The sequence below is a fragment of the candidate division TA06 bacterium genome (assembly GCA_016208585.1).
Classification (GTDB): Bacteria; Edwardsbacteria; AC1; order AC1; family EtOH8; genus UBA5202.
The window spans coordinates 1-15,326 of record JACQXR010000132.1 but is presented as its reverse complement, the minus strand read 5'-3'; the positions used below and the strand labels follow the sequence as shown (position 1 = coordinate 15,326).

11 protein-coding genes and 1 tRNA gene are annotated in these 15,326 nt (G+C 49.7%); all 12 read right to left on the bottom strand.

What is annotated here, in order from left to right; all coding sequences use genetic code 11:
- Nucleotides 1–170: 170 nt before the first annotated feature.
- The 12 genes from HY768_09800 to HY768_09745 all read right to left on the bottom strand — a co-directional run bounded on the left by HY768_09800 (nucleotide 171) and on the right by HY768_09745 (nucleotide 15,194).
- Nucleotides 171–245 (bottom strand) — tRNA-Gly (locus tag HY768_09800).
- Between the two features lie 325 nt (nucleotides 246–570).
- On the bottom strand, nucleotides 571–1,455 hold the full coding sequence (gene sppA, locus HY768_09795) for a signal peptide peptidase SppA (protein ID MBI4727489.1): 885 nt from the start codon (nucleotides 1,453–1,455) through the stop codon (nucleotides 571–573).
- Between the two features lie 24 nt (nucleotides 1,456–1,479).
- Nucleotides 1,480–2,568, bottom strand: a complete 1,089-nt coding sequence (ispG, locus tag HY768_09790) for a flavodoxin-dependent (E)-4-hydroxy-3-methylbut-2-enyl-diphosphate synthase (GenBank protein MBI4727488.1) — start codon at nucleotides 2,566–2,568, stop codon at nucleotides 1,480–1,482.
- A 120-nt stretch (nucleotides 2,569–2,688) separates the two neighbouring features.
- Nucleotides 2,689–3,843, bottom strand: coding sequence for a tetratricopeptide repeat protein (locus HY768_09785; protein MBI4727487.1), 1,155 nt, complete (start codon nucleotides 3,841–3,843; stop codon nucleotides 2,689–2,691).
- Between the two features lie 79 nt (nucleotides 3,844–3,922).
- Nucleotides 3,923–4,720, bottom strand: coding sequence for a 3-deoxy-manno-octulosonate cytidylyltransferase (kdsB, locus tag HY768_09780; protein MBI4727486.1), 798 nt, complete (start codon nucleotides 4,718–4,720; stop codon nucleotides 3,923–3,925).
- 397 nt (nucleotides 4,721–5,117) lie between these two features.
- On the bottom strand, nucleotides 5,118–7,286 hold the full coding sequence (locus HY768_09775; GenBank protein MBI4727485.1) for a glutamine synthetase III: 2,169 nt from the start codon (nucleotides 7,284–7,286) through the stop codon (nucleotides 5,118–5,120).
- A gap of 617 nt (nucleotides 7,287–7,903) precedes the next feature.
- On the bottom strand, nucleotides 7,904–8,677 hold the full coding sequence (locus tag HY768_09770; protein MBI4727484.1) for a tetratricopeptide repeat protein: 774 nt from the start codon (nucleotides 8,675–8,677) through the stop codon (nucleotides 7,904–7,906).
- Between the two features lie 32 nt (nucleotides 8,678–8,709).
- Entirely contained in the window at nucleotides 8,710–9,987 is a 1,278-nt protein-coding gene (gene icd, locus HY768_09765) for an isocitrate dehydrogenase (NADP(+)) (GenBank protein ID MBI4727483.1), read from the bottom strand.
- 555 nt (nucleotides 9,988–10,542) lie between these two features.
- Nucleotides 10,543–11,040, bottom strand: coding sequence for a 3-isopropylmalate dehydratase small subunit (locus tag HY768_09760; protein MBI4727482.1), 498 nt, complete (start codon nucleotides 11,038–11,040; stop codon nucleotides 10,543–10,545).
- A gap of 38 nt (nucleotides 11,041–11,078) precedes the next feature.
- Nucleotides 11,079–12,338 carry a 3-isopropylmalate dehydratase large subunit gene (locus HY768_09755; protein MBI4727481.1) on the bottom strand — a complete coding sequence of 420 codons (1,260 nt, stop codon included), beginning with the start codon at nucleotides 12,336–12,338 and terminating at the stop codon, nucleotides 11,079–11,081.
- A gap of 313 nt (nucleotides 12,339–12,651) precedes the next feature.
- Nucleotides 12,652–12,870 carry a hypothetical protein gene (locus HY768_09750; protein ID MBI4727480.1) on the bottom strand — a complete coding sequence of 73 codons (219 nt, stop codon included), beginning with the start codon at nucleotides 12,868–12,870 and terminating at the stop codon, nucleotides 12,652–12,654.
- Nucleotides 12,867–15,194 carry an NADP-dependent malic enzyme gene (locus tag HY768_09745; GenBank protein MBI4727479.1) on the bottom strand — a complete coding sequence of 776 codons (2,328 nt, stop codon included), beginning with the start codon at nucleotides 15,192–15,194 and terminating at the stop codon, nucleotides 12,867–12,869. Before HY768_09745 ends, HY768_09750 begins: the two co-directional genes overlap by 4 nt.
- Nucleotides 15,195–15,326: the final 132 nt, after the last annotated feature.

Below are 15,326 nucleotides of genomic sequence, written 5' to 3'. Positions count from 1 at the left end.
CCTCGATGCTTTTGGGAAACATCGTACATTGATTGCGATCTCCATACCGATATGCCATGGCCTGCTCCTTTTTCTATTACAGCTAATTATAGCATATTCGGCATTGTTTGTCATTTCCTCTCTTATTATGACACAGTCTGAATAATGGGGAGGGATTCACTTGAGTTTTATGGAGCGGGCGAAGGGATTTAAACCCTCGACGTCTACCTTGGCAAGGTAGCACTCTATCACTGAGCTACGCCCGCAATGTCGGTAATTATACCCAAAGAAACAAAATATGTCAAGATTAATCAACCACCCTGCGGCAGAGACCGCAGGGTATGGAAGTTACAATAACCGCAATTGCATGGTTTTTGGTTCCAGGCCCTTTGAAAACCTACGGTTTTCAAACTTTCCCTTTTCTCAGTGGTATCCCTGTGGCAGAGACCACAGGGAATTGCAAGTTAAATTATTTTTTGTAAGCATTCAGCCACAAAGACAAAGACACCAAGCCAAATCGTGAATTGTAAATTGTGAATAGTTATTTGGTGTGCCTTGATGCCTTAGTGGCTCTGAATAGTTATTGTTTTTTTACCGGACTAAACGATACTGCAATCGCACCCCGCTGTTATCCAGATTCGAAATCTCGTCCACCCCCCTTATCAACAGGTCAAGCAGAGTAGGCCTTTTTTTGCGTTCCCTGAAGATCTTCGGCTTTTCTTTGAGCCCGGCCATCCCGGCCGCCACGGTAATAGCGTCCTCCAGGGTTCCCATTTTGTCCACCAGCCGTAAAGCCAGGGCCTGGCGCCCGCTGAAAACCCGGCCGTCGGCAAATAGCTTGACCGAATCCGGCGAAAGCTTTCGGCCCTCGGCCACGGCCTCTATGAACTGTGAGTGGACGTCGTCTATCATCCCCTGGAGCAAAGCCCGTTCTTCGGGGGTCATCTGGCGGAAGGGAGAGCCCAGGTCCTTGTTCTGTCCGGCCTTGAGCACCTCGAACTTCAGCCCCACTTTTTTGATCAGCTCCTCGGCCACCATGAATTCCATTATCACCCCGATGGATCCGGTCAGGGTGCCGGGATTGGCCACTATGGTATCGCAGGCGCAGGCTATGTAATAGCCGCCCGAGGCCGCCACTTCGCCCATGGAACAGACCACCGGCTTGGTTTCCGCGGTTTTTTTCAGGGCCTGGTATATCTCCTGGGAGGCCGCCACCCCGCCGCCCGGGCTCTGGATCCTCAGCACTATGGCCTTGATGGCGCTGTTGTCCCGGTATTTTTTTATGATATTGACGGTTTCATCGGATGAAATTATGGCCCCGTTCACCTCCACTATGCCTACGTATTTACCGTAGCCGATGTCCATCCCGCCGCTTTGGGAGAACGATGACCAGACGATGGCCGCCATGGTCAGCCCGAACAGCAGCCCACCGGCCGCTATCAGGACTATGAAGAATATTTTTTTACCCGAGGCCATGATACCTCCTTAATTTTCCGGGGTTTATTTTTGGGACATTTTATTGATCTCAGCCAGCAATCTTACCACCATCATTTTTTCATCGACCATCTCCACTGCCTTCCCCTTTTTGAACAGCAGTCCCCGGCCCCGGTGACCGCCTGCGATGCCGATGTCGGCCTGGCGGGCTTCGCCCGGCCCATTCACGGCGCAGCCCATCACCGCTATTTTTAAAGGAGCTTTGATGTTCCTTATCCTTTTTTCCACCTGGCTGGCGATCCGTTCCACGTCGATCTTGGCCCGTCCGCAGGTGGGGCAGGCCAGCACCACCGGCCCGAAACTTCCCAGGTCCAAAGACTGCAGAATGATCCGGGCCGCCTCCACTTCCTTCACCGGGTCGCCGGAAAGCGAGACCCTGACGGTGTCCCCGATGCCCTGGGCCAGAAGCGACCCGATGCCCACTGCCGAACGGATGGCCCCGGCATAGGCCGTGCCGGCCTCGGTGATCCCCAGGTGTAGGGGATATTTTGATCTTCGGGACATTATACGATAAGCCTCGATAGTCATTGGCACCTCCGAGCCTTTGAGCGAGATCACGATATCGGTAAAACCCAGGTCTTCCAGGATCCTGACGTGCCTCAATGCGCTTTCTACCAGACCTAAGGCGGTGAGGCGGCCATGCCTGGCCAGAATGTCCTTCTCCAGCGACCCGGCATTGACCCCGATCCTGATGGGAACGCCTCTTTGGGCGGCGGCCCGAACCACCTGCTTTATCTTGTCTTGGGAGCCGATATTGCCGGGATTTATCCGCAGTTTGTCGACCCCGGCCTCCAGGGCCATTAAAGCCAAACGATGGTCAAAATGGATATCGGCCACCAGCGGCATTTTGGTCCCCTGCCGAATCAGTTTCAGGGCCCGGGCCGCCGCCTGATCGGGCACGGCCAGGCGGACTATCTGACAGCCGGCATTCTCGAGTTTTTTTATCTGAGCCAGGGTGGCTTTGGGATCGGCGGTATCGGTATTGGTCATGGACTGGATGGATACGGGATTTTCTCCGCCGATATAAAAACCGCCTATCTTGACCGTTTTGGTTTTGGCCCTTGGGCTTGTTGGATCATTAATATTTTTGCTCATAGGAAATATTATTATATGCTGGGGAACCTGTTTTCAACTTAAAAATGAAGGAAGATTCCGGTCTCTAAAAAAAGATGGCAGCCTGATCAAGCTGCCATCTTTGGTCAACAAAATAATGGACTATTTCTTTTCCAGGGCTTTGGCCTTTTGGGCGGCCTCCTCTGCCTCGGCCTTGCGGCCTATCTTGCGGTAAACCTGGGCCAGGCTTCCCCAGTATTCGACCGATTCGGGTTTCAGAGTCACCAGCGTTTTATAGGCCTCCAGGGCTTTCTGATAATCCTTTACCTTTTCGGACAGGTACCCCACGAACACCCAGGCCTCCAGGTCTTTATCGTCAATCTTCACCACTTTGTCAAAATTTTCGGCAGCTTTCGGATAATCCTTTGCGCTATAATATGCCTGGCCCAGGTTATACCAGGCGTTCTTGTTGTTGGGGTCGATCACCGAGGCCGCAGTAAATGACTGGATGGCCTCTTGGTATTTGCCCATCTGCAGGTAGGCGTTGCCCAGAAAATAGAAACTTAAAAAATCGTCCTTTTTTAAGTCGGCGGCTTTGATCAGGACATCGGCAGCCTCGCGGTACATCTTTTTCTGAAGGTAGATTTTTCCCAGTTCCAGATATCCCTCAAAGTCGTCCTTCTTCAAGTCCACATATTTTTTGTAATAAATGACGGCTTTGTCCAGATTGCCGACCTGAGCAGCGTTTTTTCCTATGACAGAATACAGCTTGACATTGGTGGGGTCCATTTTGAGGGCCTTTTCAAACATCTTCTTGGATTCCTCGGCGTTACCATTGAGGCTGTAGTAAGAACCAAAGAGAGCGTAATTATCGGCCTTGTCGGGAGCAAAATCCACCGCCTGATTCAGGTATTTCAGGGCGTTGTCCGAATAGGCCTTGACTGATTCCTGGGCCACGGCAAACATCTGCTGGATATTTTTCTGAGCACTTCCGATCAGCCTCTTCCAATCGTCATCCCGGGCCTTGGTCAGGGAATCTTTTTTGTCGGGCCAATTTTTAATAGCCATTTCGTAAGCCGGGCCGGCTTCTTTGAACTGCCGGGTGTTGACATAACAATTGGCCAGCAAGGCATAGTACTGCCCATTGGCTGGATTTTGAGCAATGCCGTCATTAAGCACTTTGATGGCGCCGGGATAATCATTTTGCTGCATGTGAACCAAAGCCCCGCTGAGAACGGCATCGCAGCCCATCAGCATGAAGCTCATACCCGCTAACGCCACAATTAAGGCGGCCAGGGATAACCACTGTTTCCTCATTTTTGAATTCCTTTTGATTTATAAAATATTGGGTTGATTTTTTAATGGACGTTAATTTTAACTCCAAAAAACGCCAATGTCAAGCAAAAGATTGGCCTTCTAATATTTTGCATATCCGGGCCTTATCTGCCGGGGTATCTACTGCCAACGGAGAATAAGCGGTTTTGATCAACCGGATTTTGACCCCATTCTCCAGTGCCCTCAACTGTTCCAGTTTTTCGGTTTTTTCCAAGGCGGACTGCGGCCAGGCAATCAGTTTGAACAGGGTGTCGCGTCGGTAGGCGTAAATGCCGATATGTTTGAGGTAATTCGAGAGCCTGCGGCTGCCCTCCCGGTTGCCAGGAATGACAGACCGGGAAAAATACAGGGCAAATCCCTGATAATCGGCCACCACCTTGACGGTGTTAGGGCTCAACAAGTCATCTTTATCCTTGAAACTGCCGACCAGTGTGGCCATCTCCGTTTTCTGGTTCTCCACCATGGCCTTGGCTAAAAGATCAATGGCTTTGGGATCTATCAGCGGTTCATCGCCCTGAATGTTGATAATAATTTCGAATTTAGGATCCCTTCGAAAATCAGGCAAACTTGCCCTTCTCAGGACAGGTTTTCGAATTTCGAATTTCTCCAAGGCCTCGGCTATCCGATCGGTACCCGACCGGTGGTTTTTGGAGGTCATCACCGCCCGGCCGCCGAAGCCCAAGACGCAGTCATATATCCTCTTGTCGTCGGTAGCCACCAGCAGCTGATCCAGGTATTTTGCCTTCAGGCAGCGCTGATATACATGCCAGATCATGGGGCGGCCCTGGATCTCCGCCAGCGGCTTGCCGGGAAACCTGGTGGAACCGTATCTGGCCGGTATTATTCCGATGGTCATCATTCTTCCCGCTTATATTTATCTGAGTTTATACTGTCGGTAACTATAGTTTTGCACTTTTATAGGCCTCAAGGTTGAACTGTCAGCTTATTGACAGGCCTTTGTATAGGGTGGAATATTATTCCTCTCGATGCTATTGCCCGTGAAAGGCACAATAATCAGGTTCATTTGGGTATATCACCACAATACTGGCACTATCAACTATAAACTTCGGCTTGCTTCCCTTTCGGTCTCGCCGCTAGGCCAGTTCTTTCCTGATGTCCATTTCCTAAAAAAGCTCCTTTAGTTTATTGAATATCGATTTTACTGCTCAACATATAAATGCAATATTTGCCAGAGTTCAATTATTGCATCCAGAGATAAAATCGGTATTTATTTCAGCATTCTTACCCTCAATTTTTCAATTGATGAATAGCATCTCCCAATATTTTGGTAATGGCCATATTTCATCGTCCACCATTGTTTCAAGGTCATCGGATGACTTCCGGATATCCTCCATTAATGGCTTAATCTCCCGGCAAAGGAACTGTGCCCGATCGACATTATTGCCAATTGCCCCAACCTCTGTTTGTTTGGCCCGTAATTTTTCCAGACCTTGCTGAAGAGCTCTAATCCGGCCGGATATTTCGGCCAGCAGTTCCCGCTGGGTAGCATAGAGCTCCGGAGACTTGAGCACATTTTCGGCATTGGAGATCGATACAGCTATTAAATTTTGCTGTTTGATGGCCGATGGCAGTACCCGCGTCCGCAGGATCTCAAACAGACAAGCGGCTTCGATGCCCAGTTCCTTGCAATAGTGTTCTGACTTGATCTTGTGGCGCGACCGTAACTCAATGTTGGAAAGGACCCGGTAGCGTTCAAACAGCTCCAGCGCTGCAGGACCGATCAGCTCCGTAAAGGCCTGGGGTGAGGTTTTGTTGTGGGGCAGGCCGCGGCGTTCCGCCTCCTGCTCCCATTCGGTTGAATAGCAGTCGCCCAGGAACAGCACCGGTTTGATCTGCCGATATTCTTCGCTGATGACCTCCAGGGCCGTCTGGTTGATGTTGCCGGTCCGGGCTTTGATTTTTTCGGCCAGGTGTTCCAGGCTCTCGGCCACCGCCACATTCAGCAAGGCGGTAGGCCAAGAAACTGACTGGGACGAACCAACCGCCCGAAACTCAAACTTGGCGCCGGTAAAGGCCACCGGAGCTGTTCGATTGCGGTCGGCGTTGTCCCGCGATAGAACCGGCAGCTTGGAGATGCCGAGATCTATAATGGCCTGGTCGTCGGCGACGGTGGCCTTGCCCCGCTCGATGTCGTCCAGTATCCGGGTCAGCTGCTCTCCCAGGAACACCGAGATGATGGCTGGCGGCGCTTCGTTAGCCCCCAGCCGGTGATCGTTGCCGGCCGAAGCCACCGAGGCCCTCAGCAATCCGGCGTGGCGATGGATGGCCCGGACGAAGGCCACCATGAAGACCAAAAACTGGACGTTGTCTTGCGGCGTGGCTCCTGGGTTCAGCAGGTTGTTGCCGGCGTCGTCGGCCAGAGACCAGTTGAGGTGCTTGCCCGAACCGTTGATGCCGGCGAAAGGTTTTTCGTGGAGTAGCAGGGCCAGCTTATGTTGAACGGCGGTCTTCTTAAGAACTTCCATCAGCAATTGATTGTGATCGCAGGCCAGATTGGCCTCCTCGTATAGCGGAGCTATCTCGAACTGGCAGGGGGCAACTTCATTGTGGCGGGTCTTAGCCGGAATGCCCAATCTATATAGCTCCTCCTCGGCATCGTGCATGAAAGACAAAACTCTTTCCCGGATGCTGCCGAAATAATGATCATCCAACTGCTGACCTTTGGGCGACGTCGCTCCCAGCAGTGTACGTCCGGTCAAAAGCAGGTCTTGGCGCTTATAATAGAAGTCCTGATCAATCAAGAAATACTCCTGTTCCGCTCCTATCGTGGCATATAGCTTGCGGACAGTCTGGTTTCCCAAGGCTCTCAGTAGTTTTACCCCGCTTTTATTAAGAGCCTCCAGGGAACGCAACAACGGCGTTTTATAGTCAAGCACTTCGCCGCTATAGGCAATGTATGCCGAGGGAATGCAGAGGGTGGTTCCAAGGCCTCGCTTGAGTATAAACGCCGGACTTGACGGATCCCAGGCGGTATACCCCCGGGCCTCGAAAGTCGACCGGATGCCGCCGCTGGGAAAACTGGACGCGTCCGGTTCGCCTTGCACCAGTTGCCGGCCCGAGAAACGCTCGATACAAGCGCCGTCCGGCAGCAGCTCGATGAACGAATCGTGCTTCTCGGCTGTGGCGCCGGTCATCGGCTGGAACCAGTGGCAGAAATGGGTGGCTCCCTTTTCTATGGCCCATTCTTTCATGCCGTGGGCCACTACATTGGCGGTATCAACATCCAACAGCCTCCCCTGATGGATAATTCCCATCATCCTTTTATATGCCTGCTCCGGCAGTTTCTGTTGCATCGCCGCCAAACCGAAGGTGTCCTCGCCAAAATATGATGAAACCGGGGGTTCCTTTTCGCGCTGGGCCGGATATTCCCGTTCGATGGAAATGATAGAGCGATGTTTATTCATCGTCAAACTTCAGCTAATATTAGGTTTCTTAAGCAAAGCTTCAATTCTGGTACAGCCTTTGATTATAATCCGGATGCTTTGGCGAATGCTAAACGCAAATTATACAGGTTTTAAGCGGATTTTGCAAGAATAAAAAAAAGACGGGACAACCCGCCTTTTTCTTTATATTTTTAAATGATTATCCCGTCCATTCAGATCAGAAATGAGTATCCCAGTATTTTTTCAAAACACAGGTTTTCACGATTTCTCATAGTATTTTTTAGTTTATAATCAGAAAAATTGTAACTATTTAGCCAGCAGAATCTTTTTGACACAAAGCTCACCAAGAGTTTTATTGGCTATACGGCAGGGCGATAACTCAGCGCGAGTTCGCCGCGGTGAACTACCCCCAAGCCTATCGGCGGAGGTGGTTTCCCTAATTCTTTCGGCCTTGCTTACAAAGGATCCACCACCGGGACTTCTTGGTGTTCCATGATCAACAATCCCATACCGACAACACACACCGCGCATTCATCCACCCCGATGCCTCGGGGTGGTCTTCTGCGGGTTTGATCAAAAAGGCATATAAAATGCCTTGCGGGGATTGAGGAATTCTTAATTTTTGCTATGTCATTATCTTATGGCTCTTCAACGAAGAGCAGCTGATCTAGCAAATCCATTGCCTGCTTATCTTCAGGATTTAGCCTAATTGCTTGTTTCAATGCATCAATAGCTTCAAACATTTTGTTTGCTCGAAAGTAAGTCTTTCCGAGTAGATAATATATGTAGGCATTTTCGCTATTTACTTTTTGTAGTGCCTGCAGTTGCTCTATCGCTTTTTCATTCTCGCCCTTGATGAGATATATCTGTCCAAGATAATAGCGGGTTATAGCTGATTTTGGGCTTTTATCGAGAAAACACAGGAAACCTCCTTCAGCTGCATCAAACTTGCCCGTGTGAAAATATGCAATCCCGAGCCAGTAATATGCCATTGCATATTCCGGATTTAGCTTGATAGTTTTCGTAAAATCATCAATTGCCTTCTGCGGAGATCCGGTGCGAAACAACGCAATTCCCTTTCCATAGTAGGAATCCGCTGAATCCGGCTCTAGTTCGATTGAACGCGAATAGCAGGCAATAGATTTGTCCATATCGCCGAGCAAATAGTGCATGTCGCCTTGATGTCTCAACAAAACCGCATCGGGTTCGCAAATCCTGCTCGCCCTTTCGCACATGTCTATTGCAGCGCGAATTTTACCAAGATACCGTAAATGCCTCGATTCCCTCTCATAGTATTCCACTGTTTCGGTTTTTGCAGCAATGCCGCACCAGGGGCAAAACCAGAATTCATCGGAAATCTCTTTTCCGCAATGTTTGCAATTCATCATGACCTCCCGTTGGTTATTAGCCATCAGTCCGCGTTCCACCATGACTGACGACTGCTTTACATTCTTTCCACTATCGCTTTTGCGAACTCGGATGTCTTTATTGGCTGCACGCCCTCCATCTGCCGGGCGAGGTCGTATGTTACTTTCTTATCCTGTATCGAGCGACTGAGTCCTTTTTCGCAGAGGTCGGCGGCTTCCTGCCAATCCATATATCGAAGCATCATCACACCCGAAAGCAAAAGCGAACCGGGATTGACTTTATCCTGATTTCGATATTTTGGCGCAGTGCCGTGCGTGGCTTCAAAGAGTGCGACCTGGTCGCCAATATTTGCACCGGGAGCGATGCCAAGCCCGCCAACTTGCGCAGCCGCCGCATCGGACATATAGTCGCCGTTCAAATTGGGCATCGCCAGAACATCGTATTCATCCGGACGGAGTAAAATTTGCTGGAACATCTGGTCGGCGATACGGTCTTTCATAACGATTCTGCCGCCTTGATTTCCTGCGGGCAGCCCGCCGCGCAAAGCAGTAAAGGCGCCTTCCTTATATGCTGTCGTCACGCCATCATCCGCCTTGACCATGTCAAAGAGTTCATCTTCGGTAATCACAAAATCACGGAATTCGGTCAGAGCAAGTTCATATCCCCAATTCTTAAAAGCGCCCTCGGTGTATTTCATTATGTTGCCTTTATGCACAAGCGTGACGCTTTTCCGTTTCTGTTCGATGGCATGCCTTATTGCCTTTCGCACCAAACGCTTCGATCCGAATTCTGACATAGGCTTTATGCCTATGCCCGAATCAGCGCGTATCTTTTTGCCCAATTCCTTGCCGATGAAATCGATTATTTTCTTTGCTTCGGGCGAACCCATTTCCCATTCTATACCGGCATAAACATCCTCCGTATTTTCGCGGAAAACGATGACATCGATCAATTCCGGATGCTTCATCGGCGAAGCGACACCGGGATACCATCGCACGGGGCGCACACAGGCATAAAGGTCAAGCACCTGACGCAATGTAACATTCAAGCTGCGAAAACCTCCACCGACCGGAGTAGTCAACGGACCCTTGATAGCAACAATATATTCAAGAATGGAATCAACGGTCTCCTGCGGGAGCCATTCTTTCTTAACTTCGAGCGCTTTTCCTCCTGCATAAATTTCCTTCCATTCGATTTTGCGCTTGCCCTTATAAGCCTTCTCTATGGCGGCATTCCACACAATCATTGAGGCACGCATTATATCCGGTCCAATGCCATCGCCTTCGATGAACGGAATAATCGGATCGTCGGGGATGACCATTTCCCCGCTCTGAACTTTTATTTTCGTTCCCAACTTTGATCTCCTGCTAAACTTCTATTTGCAAATGTGATAAATTCATATATGGGATGCAACCTACGACTTATTAATGAGAGCGTAAAGTAGATTACACCGATTTTTCATCCCCGCCTGCCAAAGCCTTGTGCGGCGGGCAGGTGTGTAATCAGGTAAAATCAACGTAATCTTTACCTTGGTTTGCCATATACTAAGAGTTTATCCTTAAATAAGCTTTGGGTTAGCATAAACGAGCGAAAAGCTGCCAGACCAGGAACGCGAGTGAAGCGTATCCACAGCGATACGGTGAATGAGCGTGACGCAGTATGGCGGTTTTGCAGCCGTTTATGCCCAAATTGTTATTTGAGGATAAGCTCTAATGGGAGTGAATATTAGTAGACATTCCTATTTCTTCTCCATCCAATATATTTAGCGTATTTCGCAGCTTGCCCCGATGTAGCGGGGTGTTTTGGTGGGGGAAAAGTCTACTACTATACGCTCTGAGTAATATAATGCTCCTGGTAATAAGTCGTGAGTTCAAGTCACATCAGAAGACTATTCAATTGCATCCAGGCTTCAGAGCGCAAAATCGCCATGTTTCTTTATGTGTTCTTCTATTCCGCCTTCCTCGATAATCTTTAGCATTACCGGCGGCAGCGGTGTCGCAGTGAGTTCGATATTTTTCGTAAGGTCACGGACAATGCCTTTTCCGAGGTCAATTTCTAATTCATCGCCGACATCGAATTTGTCCGTATCAATTTCCAGCACCGGCAGTCCGACATTGATGGAATTTCTGTAGAATATTCGGGCGAATGATTTCGCCAAAACGCAGGAAACTCCTGAAAGTTTGATGATTCTCGGTGCGTGTTCGCGAGACGAGCCCAATCCGAAATTCCTGCCGCCGGCGATAACATCTCCCGGCTGGACTTTCTTTGCGAATTCCGGGGCGGCATCCTCGAGCACATGCTTCGCAAGTTCGGGAAGATTCGTCCGCAAATGAAATAGCCTCCCCGGCGCGATGTGGTCGGTAGAAATGTTATCGCCAAATTTATGAACTTTGCCTTTGAGTATCATGAAAACCTCCTATCATGCGCTATATATCTCCCATTTGATTACATATATTTTCTCGGGTCAATAATTTTTCCTGCGATTGCGCTCGCAGCAGCAGTAGCGGGCGATCCGAGAAAGATAAATCCCTGCGTGTTGCCCATTCGCCCCTCGAAATTGCGATTCTGGGTTGACAGAACTCTTTCGCCATCGCCGAGAATTCCCCCGTGAACACCGACACAAGGTCCGCAGCCGGGCGACAAAATTGCGCCGCCGGATTCGACAAAGATGCGCAAAAGCCCTTCGTCCATCGCTTTGATGTAAATCTCGCGCGATGCTGGAATGACAATTAGTCTCACATCGGGATGGATTTTCTTTCCCTTAAGAATTTTCGCCGCTATTCGCAGGTCGGACATCCTTCCATTCGTGCATGTGCCGATGACGACCTGATGCAGCGCAATACCTTCTTTTTCGGCTTCGCGGGTAGTTTTTGTATTATCAACAGTATGCGGAAGTGAGATCGTCGGCTCTATTTTGGATAAATCAAACTCGTATGTGTTTTCAAAATGCGCCTCCGCGTCTGATTCGATTTTTCGGAATTTTTCGCCGCGACCGCGAGCAACGAGATAATCTTTTGTTTTGTTATCGGTCGCAAATAGACCCGTTTTGCCGCCCGCTTCTACCGCCATATTGGTTATGGTAAACCGGGACTCCAGGTCGAGGTTTTCTGCGCCATCGCCGGCAAATTCCATTGCTTTATAATCTGCGCCATCGGCGCCGATTTTGCCAATGATATGCAAAATCACGTCCTTGGCATATACGCCTTCGGAAATCTTGCCCTTGATGACAAATTTAAATGTCTGTGGTATGCGGAACCATGTTTTGCCGAGCGCAAATGCTAAGGCGACATCTGTCGAACCCATGCCTGTGGCAAAAGCGCCCAGAGCGCCGGCAGTGCAAGTATGAGAATCCGCCCCGACTACAATCTGACCGGGGCTGACATATTCCTCCACAAGCCTCTGGTGACATATTCCTTCGCCGGAATCGGATAGGATTGCACCCGTCTTTTTGGCAAAATCACGAAGCATCAAGTGAGCGTTAGAAAGCTCCTTTCGCGGGCTTGGCGAAGCATGGTCAATGAAAAGTATTCTCGTTTTGGGATTGACCGCTTTAACAAGGTTCATTTTTTCGAGTTCCTGCACGCCTAACGGTCCTGTGCCATCCTGGAACATGGCGACATCAACCGGCGGGACAACCAACTGTCCTGCCCGGGATTCGCAGCCAAGATGCTCAGAAAAGATTTTTTCCGAAATAGTAAGACCCATCTTGTCCTCCTATATTCTCAACAAAAATCAGCTTTTTGCATATCATTGGAAGAAAAATATCTATGCGCGCTCATGCAATCCAATAATTATTAACCCGTCAATATATTTATTGCATTCTATCCGCTTTCGCTTTTCATATTAGCAACCTCTCCTCCACGCCTGCCCACGGCCCCGCTTGCCCCGCAAAGCGGTGGCAAAGCGGAGCCTCGCCTTTAGGCGGGGCAGGCGTGCAGGCATGAATGACAGATAGTTCCGGGCTCCCGCGATTTTGCCGTAGTTTTCCTCGGTATAACGGACAACGGCTTTTTTCAGTTCAGGAATGCCGTTCGGTAGGAGTGTATTTTATTCCCGCGCTTGTCAGTTTTCCGGAGGCCGCAAGAATTGCGTCTATCGGGGTTTTTGTTTTCGGCTCTCCGCCGCCCAGATGTATCACTGCTTCGCCTTTTTCCTTCAGCCGGGCCGCTTTTTCATTCAGTTTTAAGGTCGGAGACTCAGGCACTCCTCTTGCCAGCCGGCTTATTGTTGATTTCATATTTGCTTTGTATTCTCCGCTTCTACGGCGTCTTTTGGGGCTCTTGCGGAAGTTCCTCTGGAACCGGCCTTTTTTTCCTTTTCCATCTCCTGCGCGTCAACCACGGCTATGGCGGCCATGTTGACTATATCGTTCACTTCGTCTTCGCGCTGCAGGACATGAACCGGCTTGCTCATTCCCATTAATATCGGGCCGATTGCGGCGGCGCCGCCTATGCGGCTGAGAAGTTTGTAAGCGATGTTTCCGGATTCCAGATTCGGAAAAATCAGAATATTCGCCCCGCCTTTAAGCGTGCTGAAAGGATACGTATGTTCTATGATTTCAGGCAGCACGGCCGTGTCGGCCTGCATTTCGCCGTCAATCATTATTTCAGGCGCAAGGTTCTTGACAATTTCAACAGCGCGTCTGACTTTGTCCGCCAGCGGATGCCGGGTGCTGCCGAAATTGGAGAAAGACAGCATCGCTATTCTCGGCTCCACGTCAAAACGCCGCGCTGTTTTTGCCGCAAGCATGGCGATCTCCGCCAGGTCCTCCGCGCTCGGTTCTATATTTACCGTGGCATCGGCGACGAAGTAAAGGTCTTTTTTGGTGATGAGCATATAAAGACCTGAAACCTTTTTCACTCCGGAAGCGACTTTTATGATTCTTAACGCCGGCCTGATCACCTCGGGATAATGATGCGTCAGCCCGGAGAGCAGGGCATCCGCGTCTCCCGTGTGAAGCATCATGGTGCCGAAAGCAACGGGCGTGCCTACAAGCTCCGTCGCTCTTTGTTTTGTCGCCCCCTTTCTATGCCGTATTTTGTAATACTCCTCCATATATCCGTGGAATTTTTCGGAACGCCCCGGATCAATGATAGCGATGCCTGAGGAGTCTATTGAGGCTTCAGCCATGACTTTGCGTATTTTTTCTTCGTTCCCGAGAACTATGGGAGAAGCTATTTTTTCATCCACCAGCAGCTGGGCGGCCCTGAGAATTTTCTCCTCTTCTCCTTCAGGGAATACTATTCGTCTGGGACTTCGCTTTGCCTTTTCTATGACCGTCCTCATTATTTCCTGCGCCCTGCCCAGCCGTTTTTCCAGTTCGATGCGGTAGGCCCCAATATCAACGCGTTTCTGCGCAACTCCGGTTTTTATCGCGGCTTCCGCGACCGCTGAACTCTCCCAGATCAGGACCCTCGGGTCAAAAGGCTTCGGAATAATGTAATTTCTTCCGAACTTCAATTTTTCCCCGCCATAAACCTTTCTCACCGAATCAGGCACATCTTCCTTCGCGAGTTTTGCCAGGGCATAAGTAGCCGCCAGTTTCATCTCGTCGTTTATGCATTTTGCGCCCACATCCAGCGCTCCGCGGAAGATGAACGGAAATCCGAGAACATTGTTGACCTGATTCGGATAATCCGAGCGGCCGGTCGCCATTACTATGTCTTTTCTCGTGGCTACCGCAAGGTCATATTTTATTTCAGGATTGGGATTTGCCATGGCGAAAACTATCGGATTTTTTGCCATTGACAGAAGCATTTCAGGCGTCAAAATGTCTTCGGAGGAAAGTCCGACGAAAATGTCCGCTCTTCTCAGGGCATCCGCAAGCGTTCTTGCGTCGGTGTCGGCGGCAAACGCCTCCTTATACTTGTTCATTCCCTTCGCGCGGCCTTTGTATATGACGCCTGTGGTATCGCACATGATTATATTCTCTCTTTTTAATCCAAGCGCCATATAGTGTTTTGCGCACGCAATTCCGGCCGCCCCCGCTCCGTTAAATACTATTTTTACGTCGTTTATGTTTTTGGCGACAACCTCAAGAGCGTTTAAAAGCGCTGCTCCCGAGATAATCGCGGTGCCGTGCTGATCGTCGTGAAACACCGGTATCTTCATCGTTTTTTTAAGAGTTTCTTCTATGTAAAAGCATTCAGGGGCTTTTATGTCCTCCAGATTAATGCCGCCGAAAGTCGGTTCAAGAAGCTGGCAGACTTTTATCACCTCGTCGGGATTCTCGCTGTCGATTTCAATGTCAAAAACGTCGATATCCGCGAATCTCTTGAACAAAACGCCCTTGCCCTCCATGACCGGCTTGCCCGCTCCGGCTCCTATGTTGCCGAGTCCAAGCACAGCAGTTCCGTTTGAAATCACGGCGACGAGATTTCCCTTTGAAGTGTACTTATAAATATCCTGGGGATTGTCTTTTATGGCAAGGCACGGCACGGCCACTCCCGGGGTGTAGGCCAGGCTTAAGTCCCTCTGCGTATAGCAGGGCTTGGTCGGGGTTACTTCAATTTTCCCCGGTTTTGGAAACTCATGATACTCAAGAGCGTCTTCTTTTCTCATAGCTGGGTTCCACTTCATGCTTTATGTTTTAGCTTTTCTATGGCTTTGTTGCGCAAAGATTGTAAAGATACAGCATCCCCTGATAAATCGATGATTAGACAGCAACCTTATATGACACCGGCATACCTATTT

Excerpts from the sequence above, each read along its gene's own strand:
- sppA (MBI4727489.1), bottom strand. The coding sequence starts at position 1,455 with ATGGCCTCGGGTAAAAAAATATTCTTCATAGTCCTGATAGCGGCCGGT.
- ispG (MBI4727488.1), bottom strand. The coding sequence starts at position 2,568 with ATGAGCAAAAATATTAATGATCCAACAAGCCCAAGGGCCAAAACCAAA.
- HY768_09785 (MBI4727487.1), bottom strand. The coding sequence starts at position 3,843 with ATGAGGAAACAGTGGTTATCCCTGGCCGCCTTAATTGTGGCGTTAGCG.
- kdsB (MBI4727486.1), bottom strand. The coding sequence starts at position 4,720 with ATGATGACCATCGGAATAATACCGGCCAGATACGGTTCCACCAGGTTT.
- HY768_09775 (MBI4727485.1), bottom strand. The coding sequence starts at position 7,286 with ATGAATAAACATCGCTCTATCATTTCCATCGAACGGGAATATCCGGCC.
- HY768_09770 (MBI4727484.1), bottom strand. The coding sequence starts at position 8,677 with ATGGCTAATAACCAACGGGAGGTCATGATGAATTGCAAACATTGCGGA.
- HY768_09760 (MBI4727482.1), bottom strand. The coding sequence starts at position 11,040 with ATGATACTCAAAGGCAAAGTTCATAAATTTGGCGATAACATTTCTACC.
- HY768_09755 (MBI4727481.1), bottom strand. The coding sequence starts at position 12,338 with ATGGGTCTTACTATTTCGGAAAAAATCTTTTCTGAGCATCTTGGCTGC.
- HY768_09750 (MBI4727480.1), bottom strand. The coding sequence starts at position 12,870 with ATGAAATCAACAATAAGCCGGCTGGCAAGAGGAGTGCCTGAGTCTCCG.
- HY768_09745 (MBI4727479.1), bottom strand. The coding sequence starts at position 15,194 with ATGAGAAAAGAAGACGCTCTTGAGTATCATGAGTTTCCAAAACCGGGG.